The organism is Acinetobacter sp. ANC 4862, assembly GCF_004336635.1.
In the GTDB taxonomy this organism is placed as follows: Bacteria; Pseudomonadota; Gammaproteobacteria; order Pseudomonadales; family Moraxellaceae; genus Acinetobacter.
In genome coordinates, this window is the sequence record NZ_SJXH01000005.1 from 23,390 (window position 1) to 40,563 (window position 17,174).

General features: G+C 41.9%; 12 protein-coding genes and 4 tRNA genes. 13 read left to right on the forward strand and 3 right to left on the reverse strand.

What is annotated here, in order from left to right; genetic code table 11:
* The first annotated feature begins 480 nt into the window (after positions 1-480).
* From E0409_RS03525 to E0409_RS03550, 6 genes are all read left to right on the forward strand, one after another.
* Positions 481-3,954 carry an Rne/Rng family ribonuclease gene (locus tag E0409_RS03525; RefSeq protein ID WP_131287682.1) on the forward strand — a complete coding sequence of 1,158 codons (3,474 nt, stop codon included), beginning with the start codon at positions 481-483 and terminating at the stop codon, positions 3,952-3,954.
* Positions 3,955-4,127: 173 nt separating this feature from the next.
* Positions 4,128-5,969 carry a long-chain-acyl-CoA synthetase gene (locus tag E0409_RS03530; RefSeq protein ID WP_131287686.1) on the forward strand — a complete coding sequence of 614 codons (1,842 nt, stop codon included), beginning with the start codon at positions 4,128-4,130 and terminating at the stop codon, positions 5,967-5,969.
* A gap of 192 nt (positions 5,970-6,161) precedes the next feature.
* Positions 6,162-6,237 (forward strand) — tRNA-Lys (locus tag E0409_RS03535).
* A gap of 17 nt (positions 6,238-6,254) precedes the next feature.
* Positions 6,255-6,330 (forward strand) — tRNA-Lys (locus E0409_RS03540).
* A gap of 64 nt (positions 6,331-6,394) precedes the next feature.
* Positions 6,395-6,470: transfer RNA gene (locus tag E0409_RS03545), tRNA-Lys, on the forward strand.
* 221 nt (positions 6,471-6,691) lie between these two features.
* Positions 6,692-6,767: transfer RNA gene (locus tag E0409_RS03550), tRNA-Lys, on the forward strand.
* An 83-nt stretch (positions 6,768-6,850) separates the two neighbouring features.
* Here E0409_RS03550 and E0409_RS03555 read toward each other — a convergent pair.
* Positions 6,851-7,483 carry a hypothetical protein gene (locus tag E0409_RS03555; protein ID WP_131287688.1) on the reverse strand — a complete coding sequence of 211 codons (633 nt, stop codon included), beginning with the start codon at positions 7,481-7,483 and terminating at the stop codon, positions 6,851-6,853.
* A gap of 314 nt (positions 7,484-7,797) precedes the next feature.
* On the opposite strand from E0409_RS03555, the gene E0409_RS03560 reads away from it, so the two are divergent.
* Positions 7,798-8,064 carry a PspC domain-containing protein gene (locus E0409_RS03560; protein ID WP_086193008.1) on the forward strand — a complete coding sequence of 89 codons (267 nt, stop codon included), beginning with the start codon at positions 7,798-7,800 and terminating at the stop codon, positions 8,062-8,064.
* Between the two features lie 63 nt (positions 8,065-8,127).
* Here E0409_RS03560 and E0409_RS03565 read toward each other — a convergent pair whose 3' ends face one another.
* Positions 8,128-9,234, reverse strand: coding sequence for an HPP family protein (locus tag E0409_RS03565; RefSeq protein WP_131287691.1), 1,107 nt, complete (start codon positions 9,232-9,234; stop codon positions 8,128-8,130).
* 176 nt (positions 9,235-9,410) lie between these two features.
* Here E0409_RS03565 and E0409_RS03570 point away from each other — a divergent pair, with 176 nt between their 5' ends.
* From E0409_RS03570 to E0409_RS03595, 6 genes are all read left to right on the forward strand, one after another.
* Entirely contained in the window at positions 9,411-10,643 is a 1,233-nt protein-coding gene (locus E0409_RS03570; protein WP_252151765.1) for an SIR2 family protein, read from the forward strand.
* Positions 10,644-10,834: 191 nt separating this feature from the next.
* Positions 10,835-11,824 carry a glycine--tRNA ligase subunit alpha gene (gene glyQ / locus E0409_RS03575; protein WP_131287694.1) on the forward strand — a complete coding sequence of 330 codons (990 nt, stop codon included), beginning with the start codon at positions 10,835-10,837 and terminating at the stop codon, positions 11,822-11,824.
* Positions 11,824-13,893: a glycine--tRNA ligase subunit beta gene (glyS, locus tag E0409_RS03580; RefSeq protein WP_131287696.1), complete on the forward strand. Its 2,070-nt coding sequence runs from the start codon at positions 11,824-11,826 to the stop codon at positions 13,891-13,893. The genes glyQ and glyS overlap by 1 nt, the downstream gene beginning before the upstream one ends.
* 241 nt (positions 13,894-14,134) lie before the next feature.
* Positions 14,135-14,530 (forward strand): hypothetical protein, encoded by a 396-nt coding sequence (locus E0409_RS03585; RefSeq protein ID WP_131287700.1) that lies wholly within the window; start codon positions 14,135-14,137, stop codon positions 14,528-14,530.
* A 342-nt stretch (positions 14,531-14,872) separates the two neighbouring features.
* Positions 14,873-15,262, forward strand: coding sequence for a hypothetical protein (locus E0409_RS03590; RefSeq protein WP_131287703.1), 390 nt, complete (start codon positions 14,873-14,875; stop codon positions 15,260-15,262).
* A gap of 230 nt (positions 15,263-15,492) precedes the next feature.
* Positions 15,493-15,996 (forward strand): hypothetical protein, encoded by a 504-nt coding sequence (locus E0409_RS03595; protein WP_252151766.1) that lies wholly within the window; start codon positions 15,493-15,495, stop codon positions 15,994-15,996.
* A gap of 45 nt (positions 15,997-16,041) precedes the next feature.
* On the opposite strand, the gene E0409_RS03600 is transcribed toward E0409_RS03595, so the two are convergent.
* Positions 16,042-16,998, reverse strand: coding sequence for a 2-hydroxyacid dehydrogenase (locus tag E0409_RS03600; RefSeq protein WP_131287706.1), 957 nt, complete (start codon positions 16,996-16,998; stop codon positions 16,042-16,044).
* Positions 16,999-17,174 lie beyond the last annotated feature (176 nt).

The following is a 17,174-nucleotide window of genomic DNA, read 5'->3' on the forward strand; positions in this document are numbered from 1 at the left end:
CGTTTAATTGTACTTATGTACATAAATCAGTTTGCCCTAAAAAATATGTCGCCAACCTCAAGTTGGTTTTTAAACGTAAACTGATACACATCAGATTAGTCGCACCCTGAAGTCGCATTCAGGCTACAACGTTGATGCATTGGATCTGCACATAAAGCAAAGATACGATGATAATTCCGTATCAAGACGCTCTATCTTAATGGAAGGGATGATCTTCAAGCTGCGTGACAGTGAAAGTTACTCACATCTAATGCACCGTTTGTCCGCCAGTGAATCGTTCAGGTGACTTTAATCGTTTAAAGATTGAAGCCGTATTGCCATCATCAATACGAGAATCAAAAACCGAAGCCTAAAAAAAGGCCGGTAAAAAAGCTCAGACCACAAGCGTTTATTTGAGATCTGGGTATTGATCCGTAATGTATGATGTTCGCTACGTGAATAGCGATGTTTTGTTGTGTATCACTATTAGGTGTTACACCCATGAAACGTATGTTGATTAATGCAACACATGCCGAAGAGATTCGCGTTGCACTTGTCACTGGTCAGCGTCTTTACGATTTTGATTTAGAAAATCGTACCCGTGAACAAAAAAAATCTAATATCTACAAAGGTCACGTGACTCGCGTTGAACCTTCTTTAGAAGCTGTTTTTGTTGAGTATGGTGCAGGTCGTCAAGGCTTCCTCTCTATGCGTGAAATCGCAAACTCATACTACAAGGCAGACCCTCGTCAAACCTCGAATATCCGCGAATTGATCACTGAAGGCACAGAACTTCTGGTTCAGGTGGAAAAAGAAGAACGTGGCAATAAAGGTGCTGCCCTTTCTACCTTTATCTCGCTTGCCGGTCGTTATTTGGTGCTTATGCCAAACAACCCTAAAGGTGGCGGTATCAGTCGTCAAATTTCAGGTTCAGTTCGTGAAGAATTGAAAGAAATGTTGGCATCACTGAATATTCCTCGTGGCATGAGCGTGATTGTCCGTACGGCAGGTATTGGTCGTTCACAGGAAGAATTGCAACTTGACTTGCAACACCTGATGGACCTTTGGGCACAAATCCAAACCACAGCAAGTTCTGGTCCGTCACCAATGTTGGTGCATCAGGAAGCTGGCGTGGTCACACGTGCCATTCGTGACTATTTACGTGACGATGTTGCAGAAATTTTAATTGACTCTGAACAAGCGTATACCGAAGCCTATAACTTCGTAAAAGCTGTGATGCCGCGTCAGTTAGAAAAACTCAAAACCTATACTTTAAATGAGCCGTTATTTGCTCATTTTGCGATTGAAAGCCAAATTCAAACGGCCTATGAACGTGAAGTAAAACTTCCTTCTGGTGGTTCAATCGTGATCGACCAAACTGAAGCTTTGGTGTCTATCGACATTAACTCGGCGAAATCAACACGTGGTAGCGACGTTGAAGACACCGCGTTGAATACCAACCTGGAAGCGGCTGAAGAAATTGCACGTCAACTGCGTTTACGTGATATTGGTGGTTTGGTGGTGATCGATTTCATTGACATGACCAAAGACCGCAATCAACGTATGGTTGAAGCAAAACTTCGTGAAGCAACCCAAAGCGATCGTGCCCGTATCCAGTTCGGTCAATTGTCTCGTTTTGGCTTAATGGAAATGAGCCGTCAACGCTTACGTCCATCGCTTGAAGAAGCTACCGGTTATGTATGCCCGCGCTGTCATGGTACCGGCATGGTGCGTGACTTACGCTCTCTTTCGCTGTCGATCATGCGTAAAGTGGAAGAAATTGCACTGCGTGAACGTCATGGTGAAGTTCAGGTTGAAGTTCCAGTTGAAATTGCAGCATTCTTATTGAATGAAAAGCGCCACACGCTGGTTTATTTAGAACAAACTTCAAATGTACGTGTAACCGTGTTGCCACATCCGCACTTGGAAACACCGCATTACGAAATCACTTATAATGCTGAAGGTTTTGCACCAACCAGCTATGAACGTACCGAAGCAACACGTTCAAGCGAAAAAGAGTTGGGTTATGAATCTTCTGAATGGCATTTGGAAGGCGAGCAACAAGCTCTAGCTGCGGCGCAAGCGCCTGCTCAGCAACAAGCTAAAAACCAAAACAACAAGCCACAACGTCGTCCACAAGAAGTACAGCAACAACAGCCAGCTCAAGTTGCGCCTGCTGCTCAAGCTTCAGCAAGCCCATGTGCATGGTTAGAAAACCTGTTTGTGCAAAAGCAAGCGAAAACAGTTGATCAAGCACGTACTGCAAACAATGCTGCTGCTGCCATTGAACAAATGGTAAATCAGGGTGCTGTGAGCCGTGGCCAATTCGGTCAGGTTGCCACATCTGCCCCTGCTCCAAGCGCACCGGTTGCAACTGCAAGCAACAATGTCTACTTAACGCCAAATGCAGCTGTAGCTCCAAAACAGGAACAGCGTGAAGTTGCGGACAAGTATTCTGATAGAGAAGAAAAAGCGCAACGTCACAATAAAAAGCGTAACAAGCCTAAAGAGCAACGTGAACAAGTTCAGCACGACAATCAACAAAATCAAGTGCATGAAGAAATTGTTCAGGTTCCTCGTCACGAGCAGCGCCAAGAAGCACGTCAAGATCAGCGCTCAGAACCACGCCAAGATCAACGCCAAGATCAACGTGACAACAAGCGCCCGACTCGACGTCAACACGTTGAACAACAAGCTTCTGAAACTCAAACAGAGCAAAATGCTGTTCCACGTCGTGACCGCAATAGCCCGCAACGTCCAAACCGCCCAAATCGTCACCGCGATCAAAGCGTATTGAACGAACAGGCTGCTCCACAGCAAGCCATTGCAGCTCCTGTAGTCAATGAACAACAACCTAAAGTCGAAGTGATTGATACGCCTCGTCAGGATGTTATTCCAACTGCATTGGTGGTGAATGTCGATCAGGCGAAAAGTGAAATTGTCGCGTTAAATGCAACAGTAGCTATTGTTGAAGCGCCAATTGCTCAAACTACAGCTGTCGCTGTTGCCGAAATCAAAGCACCTGTCGTCGAGAAACCGGTCGTTGCGAAGGAAGAAAAATCAGCTGCAACGACTGAAACTCGCGAGCCACAGCAATCACGTCCTGCTGACAAACGTGCAAGCAACGATCCGCGTATGCGCCGTCGTCAAAAACGTGAAGCTCATGCAAAACAGGCTCAAGCTCCAAAATTGAACCCATCTCAGGTTCCAACTTTGGGTCAATATACGGTTGGCAGCTTAATTCGCCATGTGTATGGTGAGGATTGTTCAGTGCTGATTGAACAATTTGGTTTAATCCCAACCTTCAACCGTGCATTGGTGAAATTCACTGAGCAATATGCGGCGACTATGCTGTCTCAGGCCACTGAAGCGGAAGCACCAGCACAGCCGGTTACACGCGATGTTGCTGTAGTAACCAAAGCTGCACCTGAGGCTGAACCAGCGCCTGTGTTGGACTTAACACCACCTCGTGCTGTTTCGGACAACCGTGTTGCCAATGATCCACGTGAACGTCGTCGTTTGGCAAAACTTGCTGCGGAACAAGCTTTAGAGCAAGCCAAGCAAGCACATAGCGAACCTGAAGCTGCAAAGAAAGTTGCTGAAACAACTACTGCTGAAGTTGCTCCGGTGACAGAACCAGAAGCTGTGATCGAAGAAGCACCGGTGACGGAAGCTCCTGAAGTTGCAGTCGAAGAAGCACCAGTAACGGAAGCTGCTGAAGTTGTAGCCGCTCCAGAAGTGGTTGCAGAGCAAATCGAGGAAGCTGTTCCAGCAGCCCCTGTTGAAAAAGCAGCAAAGCCAAAACCGGTTCAATCTGAACTGCCGGTAGAGCTTGCTCAAGACGTGCAAGCACTGGCTGAGCCAAAAGCTGATACAGACACCCCTGATGCTGATGATGACGCTGACAAACCTGTCCGCCCCCGTCGTCCTCGCGGTCGTCCACCGAAGAAAGTAACTCCTGCAAATGAGTCATAATTAGCTCTAATGCAGCGAATAAAAAAAACCTAGTCATTTCGGTGACTAGGTTTTTTTTGATACTTTTGTCAAATTAGGTTGATTGCACTAGGATTAAACGATTAAAAAGACAACTGTACAGATGACCGCAAACAAATAGACATATTGGATTATGAAAAATAAATAGGATTCTTATGAACCACAGCACACAGAGCGATCTTATTGGTATTGCTGATGTCGCAGCAAAATTACCCAAATTTATGAGCAAAGTCCCTCATCTATTGAGTGGTCTGAAGCAAGCCTATTTACGCACATCCAACACCCCTGCGGGCTTAGGCATCGCCTTTGAAAAAGCCGTAAAACGCAATCCTCACGGTACAGCGCTATTATTCGAAGATCAAAAATTTAGTTATCAAGAACTGAATGAATGGGCCAACCAAATCGGGCACTTTTATCTGTCCCTTGGCGCCTGTAAAGGCGATGTCATTGCCGTGATGGTGGAAAACCGCCCTGAACTGGTCGCGACCGTCGTTGCTTTAGCGAAAATTGGCGTGACGGCCGCTTTGGTCAATACATCGCAAACCGGTAAGGCACTGACGCATAGCATTAACCTAGTGAAACCGATTGCAATCATTGTCGGTGAAGAATGCCATCATGCTGTGGAAGAAGTCCGTCAAGACTTAGCACTTGCAGCAGACCGTTTTCACTGGTTTGCAGATCAAGCCACTCGAGTGGATACAGGTACAGCACCAAAAGACTGGGTAAATCTTGCGGATAAAATTGATCATTTTCCCCAATTTAATACCCCGACCACGCATACCATTCAAGGTAAAGACGGTTTATTTTACATCTACACTTCGGGTACGACCGGCTTACCCAAAGCGGTTATTTTCACGCATAGCCGCTGGACTTTGGCCTATGGCACCTATGGACATGTGTTAAACCTGAATAAAGATGACGTCATGTACGTGACCTTACCGCTGTATCATGCGACGGGGATCGTGGTCTGTTGGTGTGGTGTAATTGCAGGCAGTGCCACACTAGCATTAAGACGCAAATATTCAACCTCTGCTTTCTGGAAAGATGTGCAAAAATTTGATGTCTCGGCAATTGGCTACGTCGGTGAATTGTGCCGTTATCTGATGGATGCGCCTGTATCTGAACTTGAACACGGTCATCGTGTCAAAAAGATGATCGGTAATGGCATGCGCCCAAATATCTGGGACAAATTCAAGGCACGTTTTGGTATCGAAGAAATTCTTGAACTGTATGCTTCAAGCGAAGGTAATGTCGGTTTCAGTAACGTATTTAACTTTGACAACACCGTCGGCTTCTCCCCTACACCTTATGCCATTGTTGAGTTTGATAAAGAAAGTAATGCACCGGTGAAAGATGCCAAAGGCTGGTGCAAGAAGGTCAAAAAAGGTGAAGTCGGTTTATTGATTGGTAAAATTACCCGTCGCTCACCCTTTGATGGCTATACCGACCCTGAAAAAAATAAATCCGTCATTATGAAAGATGTGTTTAAACATGGCGATGCATACTTCAATACGGGCGATCTGGTACGGGATATTGGCTTCCGTCATGCCCAGTTTGTCGATCGTTTAGGCGACACATTCCGCTGGAAAGGTGAAAATGTATCTACCACTGAAGTGGAAAATGTAGTCAGCGAATATGAAAAAATTGCTGAAGCTGTGGTTTATGGCGTAGAAATCCCCAACACCAACGGTCGGGCTGGTATGGCGGCAATTACGCTGGCAGAGGGTGCAGAATTAACCGCAGAAGATTTAAAGCAAATGGCAACCGAGTTTAAAAAATGCTTGCCTGCTTATGCTATTCCTGTGTTCTTACGTGTTCAAACACAGGTGGAAACCACCGGTACTTTTAAATACCAAAAGAACAAGTTAAAAGAACAGGCTTTTGATCCCCATAAAACCGATGAACGCTTGTTGGTTTTACTGCCAAATGCCACAGAATATTGTGATTTAACGGCAGAAATATTCAACAATATCCAAGCCTATCAATACCGTTTCTAATCCAAAACGTATGTTTTTTGACTAGATAAAGCAAATTTGTTGCATTTATAATCAAACATCAACAAGTTTGCTAATTTTTACTTGCGCTCGTTTAATAACTTGCTACAATACGCCCATCAAAACGAAGTGGTGTTTAGAAAATACTATATTTTCTTGCACTATGCATCCAAGCAATGCTTGAATGTTGGTTTCGGGCCGTTAGCTCAGTTGGTAGAGCAGTGGACTTTTAATCCATTGGTCCCGCGTTCGAGTCGCGGACGGCCCACCACTTATTTTGATTATCTTGGGCCGTTAGCTCAGTTGGTAGAGCAGTGGACTTTTAATCCATTGGTCCCGCGTTCGAGTCGCGGACGGCCCACCAAGATTCTAAAGAGCTTCTCAACAGGGAAGCTTTTTTACTTCTCAGATATTTTCTCTGAAAATATGGGCCGTTAGCTCAGTTGGTAGAGCAGTGGACTTTTAATCCATTGGTCCCGCGTTCGAGTCGCGGACGGCCCACCATATCTTTCTTAAGGCTTCTTTCTGTACTACAATAGAAAAGAAACCTGCAATATTCCGACCAAGACAAACCATACCCCTTCGGTAGATTCGCCATTCTCGAAATTTTGCTATATCGATGTTGCAAAATAAAGTGCTTTAATGCACCTTTAAAAATCATAGATTTTTTCTTGCACTCGGGTGAACCCTTAAAGCGATGCTTTAAGTTCACTAATCCTCGTTCAGGGTTGTTAGCTCAGTTGGTAGAGCAGTAGACTCTTAATCTATTGGTCGAGGGTTCGAGCCCCTCACAACCCACCAAATTTAATCCTCATTATTCCAATAAATTTTAATTTTATTCAAAAAAAATACTCCATATTGGGAGTATTTTTTTTGCTTAAATTTTAGGATTTATTGGTTTTCACTGGCGTACTTTCTTTGACTAAACGATATGCCTGCTGGGGAAATGGGTGACCTTCAGCAAAATATTGTTTATTTTGTTCTGAAGCATTGGCAATTTTATCTAAATCCATTTGCAAGCTCTGATCTTGATCCACATTATAGAAAAACTTGACCCCATTTGACCGATGCAAAATCACTTGATGATGCTCTTCATCATAAGACCAAGAATCTTTATGATAATAAGGGTCCGAATCAAATGTAATTTGGCCTAAATGGATAATGCTGCTATGTGCGGTACCATCTGCTAATAAATTGATAATTAAATCTCCAGTCCCCTCTTTGCATTTCATCAAAGGATCAGCACAGCTAATCGAACTCTGATAACGCCCCACATAGGGTTCAGCATTTTCTGGAATTTTTTTCTGGGTAGCGGTTGTAGTATCCACAGGCATGGTGGCCTTTCCGGCTACCTCAGTCAGTTTTTTGCCTTGAGTATTGGCAGCAGCGGAATTAACCCGCTGATTTTCGGATTCAATTTTTTCAGCGATAGAATCTTCTAGTGGCTTATTACAGCCCCCAAGACCCAATAAAACACTCACCAGGATACATCTACGATAATCTGCTTTTAGAAACAATTACTTACCCCAAGATCATAAATTTTCTTTAGCTGCGTATGGGTACATTCAATTATTTATTGGATAAGTGATCTTGATATTCATGCCATTACATCATAATACAATTTATATATTTAGTTGATTTTTATTGATATAAATCAACTTTTTCAAGATAAACATATTTTATGTCGCAGTATAGAGATCAGGTATAGCCAGTTACATAACTTAACTATTTTCTATGCTGTATCACTTTAAAAAGTTTTTTTCATCACCATTTTTTAATTATGGATGAGTTGTTTTAACTTCATATATTTTCTAATTTTAAGGAGACCTAGATGGCCAATGTTGGTTTATATCGCTCTAACCGACAGAATATGATTGCAGGTGTGATGGGTGGTATTGCTGAACGATTTGGTTGGAATGCAAATTTACTCCGCATTATATTTGTACTTGTTTCTGTTATGAGCGCAGCATTTCCAGGAATTTTGGTCTATTTGGTTTTATGGCTCATCATGCCTAAAAAACAGTTTCAAATAGATTCTGGATCAGGCTATCAGAATCCGGTTCGTACGGTAAATCAGGACTCTAATCCATACCGTTAATAGTTTACCGTTTTATGCTACGGCTCTTACCCCAATGAGTCGTAGCTTTTTTTTGCCTATTTTTTAGATGTTGGCCGCCAGATTCAACTGTTGATTCAATGCTGCAATCATATCGGCACGGCTAATGATCCCGACCATTTTTTGGTTTTCTAACACCGCAATGTAATTAAATGAACGTTCCACAAAATACGGCACCAAATCCTGAATCGGTTGCTCCGGTTTTACCGTAACCACTTGACGCACCATAATATCCTTAACCTGACGTTGCCATGTGGTTCTCAAGTCTGTCGCTCGCTTAAACCACTCTACCACTTCATATAAAGCCAGTGTGCCTACCAATTGCTGCTGGGCATCAACTACAGGCAAGCTCATTAAATTCATATGCTTGAATTTATCCAGAGCCAAATGGATATCATCATTTTCATCCAAGCTAATGACATCTTTGGTCATGATATCCTGACACTTGAACTGGCTCACTGCCCTCGCATTGGCTTTTTCTTGCGCCGCTAAAATAATTTTTTGTAAGTCATATTCACTGATATCCAACAGCTCAGTTTGTTGATCTAATGTTTCCTGAATATCATGGGGTTGAATCGTGACTTTTTGAGTCGGCGTTGGGTCTTTAGAACGCTGGTTGATTTGTGCGACTTGCGGATATTGTTTGCCCAGCATGTGATTAAATACAATCGCAATCATCATTAATAAAAGTGAATTCAATAAAACCGGATAAAAGATAAAGTTGTATCCAAGCTGGTTTACCGCTTCCCCACCCAATACCGCTGTAATGGCCACTGCCCCACTGGGTGGATGCAAGGAATCTGTCGTCATCATTAAGACAATCGAGAGGCCCACCGCAACACTGAAGGCTTCCGTCAAGTTAGGAATATACATCGCACAGGTCACACCAATTATGCCTGCAATACTATTTCCGACCACCATATTCCACGGTTGAGCCAATGGACTGGCAGGCACGGCAAACAGCAATACCGATGATGCCCCCATTGGCGCGATATACCAGGCGTTGATATCGCCTAATACCCACCAACTGATCAGCGATGAAAGTGCAAGCCCGATCAATGCGCCTATGCCACACAGCAGGCGGTCTTTTAGCGGAAGGACTTTGAAATTGGGTTTTAAGGTATTGAGCCATTCAAGTTGTGGATGAAACACAGCACGCCTTTTGTGGTTTTTAAGTTGAAGATTTGAATTATAGAATGATGCCGCATAAAGGTGTATTTATTTTATATCTTATATTTATCAATAAATCTGTAAATATAAAATATTTAAATTGAAAAACAAAAACTTAACATTAATATAAAAGTATTTTTATATATATTTAGACTTTGATGGAAAAAAATCGCGAAGAATTACTTAAACACCTAGCCGCTTCACTGAAAGATGCAAAAGAACAAGGCGGTGCAATTTTATTAGTTGGTGCGGGCATTTCCGTTTCAGCAGGCATCCCACCTGCACAGCAACTCATGAAAATCGCTGTTGATAACTTTCCAAATTATTTTACCGAAGAAGAACAATTTCTTGCTCAAGAAGACATCAACCAACTGCAATACAATGACATTATGACCAAGCTGTCAAATGTTAAACGCAAAGAACTTTTTAAGTGGTTTATTGAAGGAAATAAAACTAAAGGTATTAAAAAAGCAAAACTTAATTTTGCTCATATTGCAATTGCTGAGCTTTTAAAACAAGGTTATTTCAGTCGTATTCTCACTGTCAATTTCGATCCTCTTTTAATTCATGCATGCTATATGGTCGGCATGTACCCTTTCCCTGCAATTTATGATTTGGGTGCAATGGGTCAAGTTAATGCAGAACTTTTACATGACCCGAGTATTGTTTATTTAAATGGTCAGCATGTTGGTTTTGTCCAGCGAAATACAACAGATCAACTTGAAGCACACAAAGAAACTTTAACTCAAATTGTACGTTCAACAGGATGCTCTAAAACTTGGGTCGTTGCAGGCTATAGTGGTGAAAATGATCCTTTGATGGATGCTCTAAATGAATTGCGCCCTTATAACAACTGGCTTTATTGGCTTGAATATAATGAACGGGTACTGCAAAAAAGCAGCCACCAATTCTTAGAAAGTGATGAAGAGTGTAAAGTTATTTATAAAGCGGATGCCGATAATATTTTTATGCAAATTGCAGATCTTTTGAACTGTAATTTAGACTTTATTGAAAGTCCCGATGTCGAATTAGCTCTATACGAACGAGAAATTAATTTTCAGACTGCTGGGACTAAACAAAATTATTTTACAAAAAAAATTAAGCATTATAGGCAACTTTTATCACAACCAGAACTTATAAAGCTTTTAGAAGAAGTTGAGGATTTTAATACTTCTCTCATTTTACAAGGAATAACACAAAAAATAATTCATCTTTGCCAATCTTCTGATGAAGAGCAAATGCTTGAACTTGTAAAAATTGGTGATATTTTCAAAAAGCAAATAAATTTAGATGATATTCAATTTCAAAACTTTCAAAAAATTCCAATGCTTTTTGCAAACATTTTTATTCTCGCATATGAAAAAATATCGCTATTGATCCAAAACCATTAACCGATAATGGCTTATTAGAATTTGCATGGATGTTTACTGATATAGCTGAAAAATCTAAGCCAGATTGTTCACTAGAAATTAGACAGCGTATTAAAGATTTAAAAACAAGTATTGAAATTTAACCCTTTGCCACTCCTCTGGAAAATCCTTATAATTGAACACAATTTTTTTCTAATTTTAAGTGGATGACCATGAGTCGCGCCATATCGCATATTGATACCTTCCAAGGCTTAATTCTTGCCTTACAAACTTACTGGGCTGAACAAGGTTGTGTCATTTTACAACCTTACGATATGGAAATGGGCGCAGGCACATTCCACACTGCAACCTTCCTTCGTGCTTTAGGGCCTGAAACCTGGAACGCTGCCTACGTTCAGCCGTCACGCCGTCCGAAAGATGGTCGTTATGGCGAAAACCCGAACCGTTTGCAACACTACTACCAGTTCCAGGTGGTGCTGAAACCAAACCCAGACAACATCCAACAGCTCTACCTAGACTCGTTAAAAGCGATCGGGATCGACCCGCTGGTACACGACATTCGTTTCGTAGAAGACAACTGGGAATCTCCAACATTGGGCGCTTGGGGCTTAGGTTGGGAGGTTTGGCTCAATGGTATGGAAGTGACGCAGTTCACTTACTTCCAGCAAGTCGGTGGTGTTGAATGTTACCCTGTAACAGGCGAAATCACTTACGGTCTTGAGCGTTTAGCGATGTACTTGCAAGGTGTAGATTCAGTTTACGACTTAGTGTGGACCAAAGGTCAGTTCGGTACGGTAACGTATGGCGATGTGTTCCATCAAAATGAAGTGGAACAATCGACCTATAACTTCGAATATGCAAACGTTGAAAAAATGTTTGAGTTGTTCGACTTCTATGAAGCTGAAGCGACGCGTTTAATCCAGGCTGAACTTCCACTTCCTGCATACGAACAAGTCATCAAAGCATCGCATAGCTTTAACTTGCTAGATGCACGTGGCGCAATTTCTGTGACTGAACGTCAGCGTTATATTTTACGTGTCCGTACTTTGGCACGTTCAATCGCAACAAGTTATGTGGCAGCACGTGCGAAACTTGGTTTCCCAATGGCAGAACCACACCTACGTGATGAAGTGCTTGCCCAGTTAAAAGCACAAGTTGAAGCAGAAGCGGCTCAAGCAGAAAAAGCAGCGGAGAAGAAATAATGTCTAAACATACCGTATTGTTCGAATTGGGTTGTGAAGAACTTCCGCCAAAAAGCTTAAAAAAATTACGTGATGCGCTTCAAGCTGAAACGGTTAAAGGCTTAAAAGATGCTGGTCTTGCATTCGACGCTATCGAAGCTTATGCAGCACCTCGCCGTTTGGCATTGAAAATTGTCAATGTTGAAGGCGCGCAAGCAGATACACAAAAACGTTTTGACGGCCCTGCTGTTCAAGCGGCATATGATGCTGAAGGCAAACCAACACGCGCGCTTGAAGGCTTTATGCGTGGTCAAGGCATCACGGTTGATCAAGTATCGACTTTCCAAGCGGGTAAAGTTGAAAAGGTGTGCTACTTAAAAGACGTCAAAGGTCAAAGCCTAGACGTACTTTTACCGCAAATTTTACAAGCTGCTTTAGACAACCTACCAATCGCAAAACGCATGCGTTCTGCGGCAAGCCGTACTGAATTCGTACGTCCTGTAAAATGGGTTGTATTGTTAAAAGACAACGATGTGGTTGATGCAACCATTCAAGATCACAAAGCAGGTAACGTGACTTATGGTCACCGTTTCCACGCGCCTGAAGCGATCACACTTGCAAATGCAGATGCATACCTAGATGCACTTCGTAATGCTCACGTTGTGGCTTCTTTTGAAGAGCGTCAAGCGATCATCGACCAACAAGTGAAAGCTCTTGCTGATGAAGTAAATGCGATTGCGATTGTGCCAAGTGATTTACGTGATGAAGTAACTGCATTGGTTGAATGGCCTGTTGCGCTTCGTGCAAGCTTCGAAGAACGCTTCCTTGCTGTTCCTCAAGAAGCATTGATCACAACCATGCAAGACAACCAAAAGTACTTCTGTTTGGTGAATGCAGACAACAAACTTCAACCGTACTTCATTACTGTGTCTAACATTGAGTCGAAAGACCCGACACAAATCATTGAAGGTAATGAGAAAGTGGTTCGTCCACGTTTGTCTGATGCTGAATTCTTCTTCTTACAAGATCAAAAGCAACCGCTTGCATCGCGTAAAGAAAAATTGGCGAACATGGTATTCCAAGCTGAATTAGGTACGCTTTGGAACAAGTCTGAACGTATTGCGAAATTGGCTGTTGCACTTGCACCAATTACGGGTGCTAACGCTTCCGATGCTGAAAAAGCTGCGCTTCTTGCGAAATGTGACTTAACCTCTGAGCTTGTGGGTGAATTCCCTGAACTTCAAGGGATCGCGGGTACTTACTACGCACGTCTTGAAGGTGAAAATGCTGAAGTGGCTGAGTCTTTAGGTGAGCAATACTTACCTAAATTCGCTGGTGACGTTTTACCGAAGACCAAAACTGGTACTACGATTGCCCTTGCAGATCGTTTAGATACACTCACAGGTATTTTCGGTATTGGTCAAGCGCCTACAGGTTCTAAAGACCCGTTTGCACTTCGTCGTTCTGCGATTGGTATCCTTCGTCTAGTGACTGAAAACGAGCTTGATGTGTCAATTGAAGACTTGATCAAACTTGCTTTAGCAGCGTATGGCGATGTATTGAAAGATCACGATAAAACTTTGGCGGATGCAGTTGCATTCCTTGAAGGTCGTTACCGTGCGAAATACGAAGACCAAGGTGTTGCGGTTGATGTAATTCAAGCAGTTCAAGCCTTGTCTCCAAAATCACCTCTTGATTTTGACAAGCGTGTAAATGCAGTTAACCACTTCCGCGCGTTGCCTGAAGCGGCTGCGCTTGCTGCTGCAAACAAACGTGTTGCCAACATCCTTGCCAAAGAAACTGCACCTGAAGGTGCTGTGGTTGAAGCGAACTTGGTTGAAGATGCTGAGAAAGCATTGTTCGCTGAACTTGCGAAAATCACGCCTGTGGTTGAGCCGTTATTTGCTGCTAAAGACTACACTGCTGCGTTGTCTGCACTTGCCGCACTTCGTGCACCTGTAGATGCATTCTTTGACGGCGTAATGGTGATGGCTGATGATGCTGACCTAAAAGCAAACCGTTTGCGTATGCTGGCTCAGCTTCGTGACTTGTTTACGAAAGTGGCTGATATTTCGGTGTTACAGCACTAAGTTTCAAGCTATTAAAAAACCCGCTTTAGAGCGGGTTTTTTTATTCATTATTATTTCTATAATTCATCACCAAACTCTAAATGTTAGTAAAATAGTCAAGACCCACAATAAAAGTAATAGATTATAATTTTATACTCAAAAAATTAAATAACTATAAATTACTAATTTTTATCATTTAATTTATTTAAATTTAATATACAATTCATTCTTTAATATTATTTTCTTGAGGGGTATTAGGGACATGAAAAAATTAATTTTAGCCGCAACAGTTTCTATTTTAGCATTAGGACAAACAGGTTGCTCTGCAGTAATGGCAGCAAAGCAACCACCTAAAAAAGACCTTTCTGTATTTGCTGCTGGTATGCCGCGTAGTGCGATTTTAGCTGAAATTGGTGCACCTATTTCTAGTGAAGCAAAAGAAAGTAAACGAATCGACGTATATTCTTTTAATCAAGGTTATAGTACTGCAAACCGCGTCAGCCGCACCTTATTTCATGGCTTAGCTGATGTTGCAACCTTAGGCCTTTGGGAAGTTATTGGAACACCTGCTGAAGCAACTTTTGGTGGTAAAAAAACAGCATTTGAAATCACTTATGATAATAATGACCGTGTAGAAGGTATTGTCCGTTTACAATAAAACTTGATAATCAGTAAGAATCTTTTTTCTCAGCAATCTAAGACTTATTTTTTATGATCAAAAGCCAAACCACTTTGAATATAGTGGTTTGGTGCTTAATTCCAATAACTTATAATAATGATAAAAAACTATATTTTGAAAACTAAAACATCCTTTCTTTTATATTGCTATTTAATTGTTATTGTTCCATATGCTTTGATCGAAATATTAGTTTGATAAATTATTAAAAATCACTATAGCTCACCTATTTCTTCTGGCTTCAACTCTTATCGTAAAAGCTATAGGCATATCACTATATATTTCATATACTCAAACTAACAACACTCAATAAGAAAGAATCATATGAAATTTAAAACACTTATTCTCTCTGGCTTCGCGTGCTTATCTCTTACCGCTTGTACTTCTGCTCCTAAAATCCCGCAACTTGAAACCGGCGTATTAGAAGAAGTTCAAAACCTGAAGGTCTATCCAGACACGGTCGACAACAAAGCCAAATTGACTAAATTTATTGATAAATGTGTGATTGAATTTACCGGCAATCTAGAAGCAGGAAAATCAATAGAACATTGGTCATTTAAGGGCTTAACCCTTATTTCAGGTAATTCTACAACATTCGCTCAAGACGGCTCAAGCACGGCAACAAACTTCGACCTGCATGCTCCAGACGTACAACACAATTTCCTTGCCTTACGCCACAACTTTCATAAAGACGCTTTAGCTCAATGTAACTAAGTGACCGAATACATTACCCGATTCATTTAATCAATCCCTCATCTTTCACCTATAAATGATGAGGGATTTTTTTTATTTCTCATCTTTCTAAAATACACAGCAAATGTATACAGATGTTGTAACGCTGTATTAATTTCGCCACATTTCCACTTACTTAAAAAACTTACCATTACAATGAAAAGAATGATGTAGAACTGAAACTACAGGCAAAAACAGGAATAAAACGCACAATGAAAAAGATGAAAACTGCATTAATTACGGGCGCAATTTTAGCTTCAACTCCGCTTTTTGCTCAAACCACAACAGCAACCGAAACGGTAACTCAAACACAGAGTCAGGCTGCGCCTTATGGTGACAACCCGAATATCTTTAAAGTGATTACCCACAAGGCTCAAGCCACGGTGCAAAACACCGCTGAAAAAGTCGATCATGCAGCACAAAAAGGAATCGCAAAAGTAAAACCTCAAGTGCAAAATGCCTGGGAAGAAACCAAAGAGTTTGCTGCTGAAAAATCAGTGATTGCGATTGAGAAAACTCAAAACGCTGCAGTAAAAGTGAATAAAAAACTGAATGAAACCAAAGATGGCCTGATTGGTAGTCCCAATGACCAGCCTGCCCCTATTATTTCGCACCCTTTGAGTCAGTCATCCACAGGGGTTGAGTCTGCACCCGCTCCACAAGCACCGTCTACTCAAATACAGCCGGTACAAAATAATGGGACTGTAAACTTATAATCAATATGCCTTTCCCTTTTAGCAGAGGGCTAAAGTGAGAGTGGGTTAATTCACCTGTCGAATCGGCTGTCCGGCTTTAAATGCTTCAACATTGTCTAGCATCTGTTGCACGATGCGTTGTCGTGCATCGACACTGCCCCACGCGCTATGTGGGGTAATGATTAAATTTGGAATATCATCTGCCAACAGCACATTGCCCTCATTCGGTGGTTCAACCGTAAGAACATCGGTTGCCGCCCCTGCAATTTTTCCTTGGCGCAAAGCATCTGCAAGTGCTTGTTCATTGACAATTCCACCACGGGCACAGTTAATTAAAAATGCCGTCGGCTTCATCGCATCAAAAGCTTGCGCATCAAGCAAGTCGCGGGTAGGTTCGGTTAAAGGACAATGTAGGCTCAAAAAATCCACTTGCGGCAATAAATCCTCAAAAGCAACCCGACTGCTATCAGATGATGGACGATTTGCTAAAGCTCCTACCAGTACGTTCATGCCAAACGCTTGCGCCAGTTTCGTAACTGCGTGTCCCAATTCACCGTAACCGATAATCCCTAAAGTTTTGCCTTCCAGTTCAATAATGGGAAAATCCAGCAGGCAGAATTGTGAGGCTTTATTCCATTGCCCTTGCTTTACTGCGCTGTCATATTTGAGTAACGAAGTCGCTAAAGCCAACATTAGGCTTAAAGTATGCTGTGCTACAGCAGCAGTGCCATAACCCTGACAATTACACACTACAATACCCTGTGCACGTGCTTGAATCAGGTCAATATTATTGGTTCCCGTTGCGGAAATTAAAATCAGTTTCAAATTTGGACAGTGTTGAATCGTAGCTGCATCAACCAGCACTTTATTACTGATAATGACATCCGCATGTTGTACACGTTCTAAAACCTGGGCTGGGCTAGTGCTTGGGAAAAAGGTTAATTCATCAAAAGCCGCTTCGAGCGCACTAAAGTCCAAATCATTTTGATCGAGCGATTCATAATCTAAAAATATGGCTTTCATCAGGCGCTCCTTGACTGGTTCAGATGGAGATCTGAAAAATGATTGACCCTTATATTAAAAGCCAAATTTGCGCGCTTTTTCAATTAAATTCAGGTAGCAGATATGAAAAAACCTACTATTTAGTGGGCTTGTTGATATGTACCTGAATCGATTTGCGAATTTCAAAAAAGACATAG

Excerpts from the sequence above, each read along its gene's own strand:
- E0409_RS03525 (WP_131287682.1), top strand. The coding sequence starts at position 481 with ATGAAACGTATGTTGATTAATGCAACACATGCCGAAGAGATTCGCGTT.
- E0409_RS03530 (WP_131287686.1), top strand. The coding sequence starts at position 4,128 with ATGAACCACAGCACACAGAGCGATCTTATTGGTATTGCTGATGTCGCA.
- E0409_RS03560 (WP_086193008.1), top strand. The coding sequence starts at position 7,798 with ATGGCCAATGTTGGTTTATATCGCTCTAACCGACAGAATATGATTGCA.
- E0409_RS03570 (WP_252151765.1), top strand. The coding sequence starts at position 9,411 with ATGGAAAAAAATCGCGAAGAATTACTTAAACACCTAGCCGCTTCACTG.
- glyQ (WP_131287694.1), top strand. The coding sequence starts at position 10,835 with ATGAGTCGCGCCATATCGCATATTGATACCTTCCAAGGCTTAATTCTT.
- glyS (WP_131287696.1), top strand. The coding sequence starts at position 11,824 with ATGTCTAAACATACCGTATTGTTCGAATTGGGTTGTGAAGAACTTCCG.
- E0409_RS03585 (WP_131287700.1), top strand. The coding sequence starts at position 14,135 with ATGAAAAAATTAATTTTAGCCGCAACAGTTTCTATTTTAGCATTAGGA.
- E0409_RS03590 (WP_131287703.1), top strand. The coding sequence starts at position 14,873 with ATGAAATTTAAAACACTTATTCTCTCTGGCTTCGCGTGCTTATCTCTT.
- E0409_RS03595 (WP_252151766.1), top strand. The coding sequence starts at position 15,493 with ATGAAAAAGATGAAAACTGCATTAATTACGGGCGCAATTTTAGCTTCA.
- E0409_RS03600 (WP_131287706.1), bottom strand. The coding sequence starts at position 16,998 with ATGAAAGCCATATTTTTAGATTATGAATCGCTCGATCAAAATGATTTG.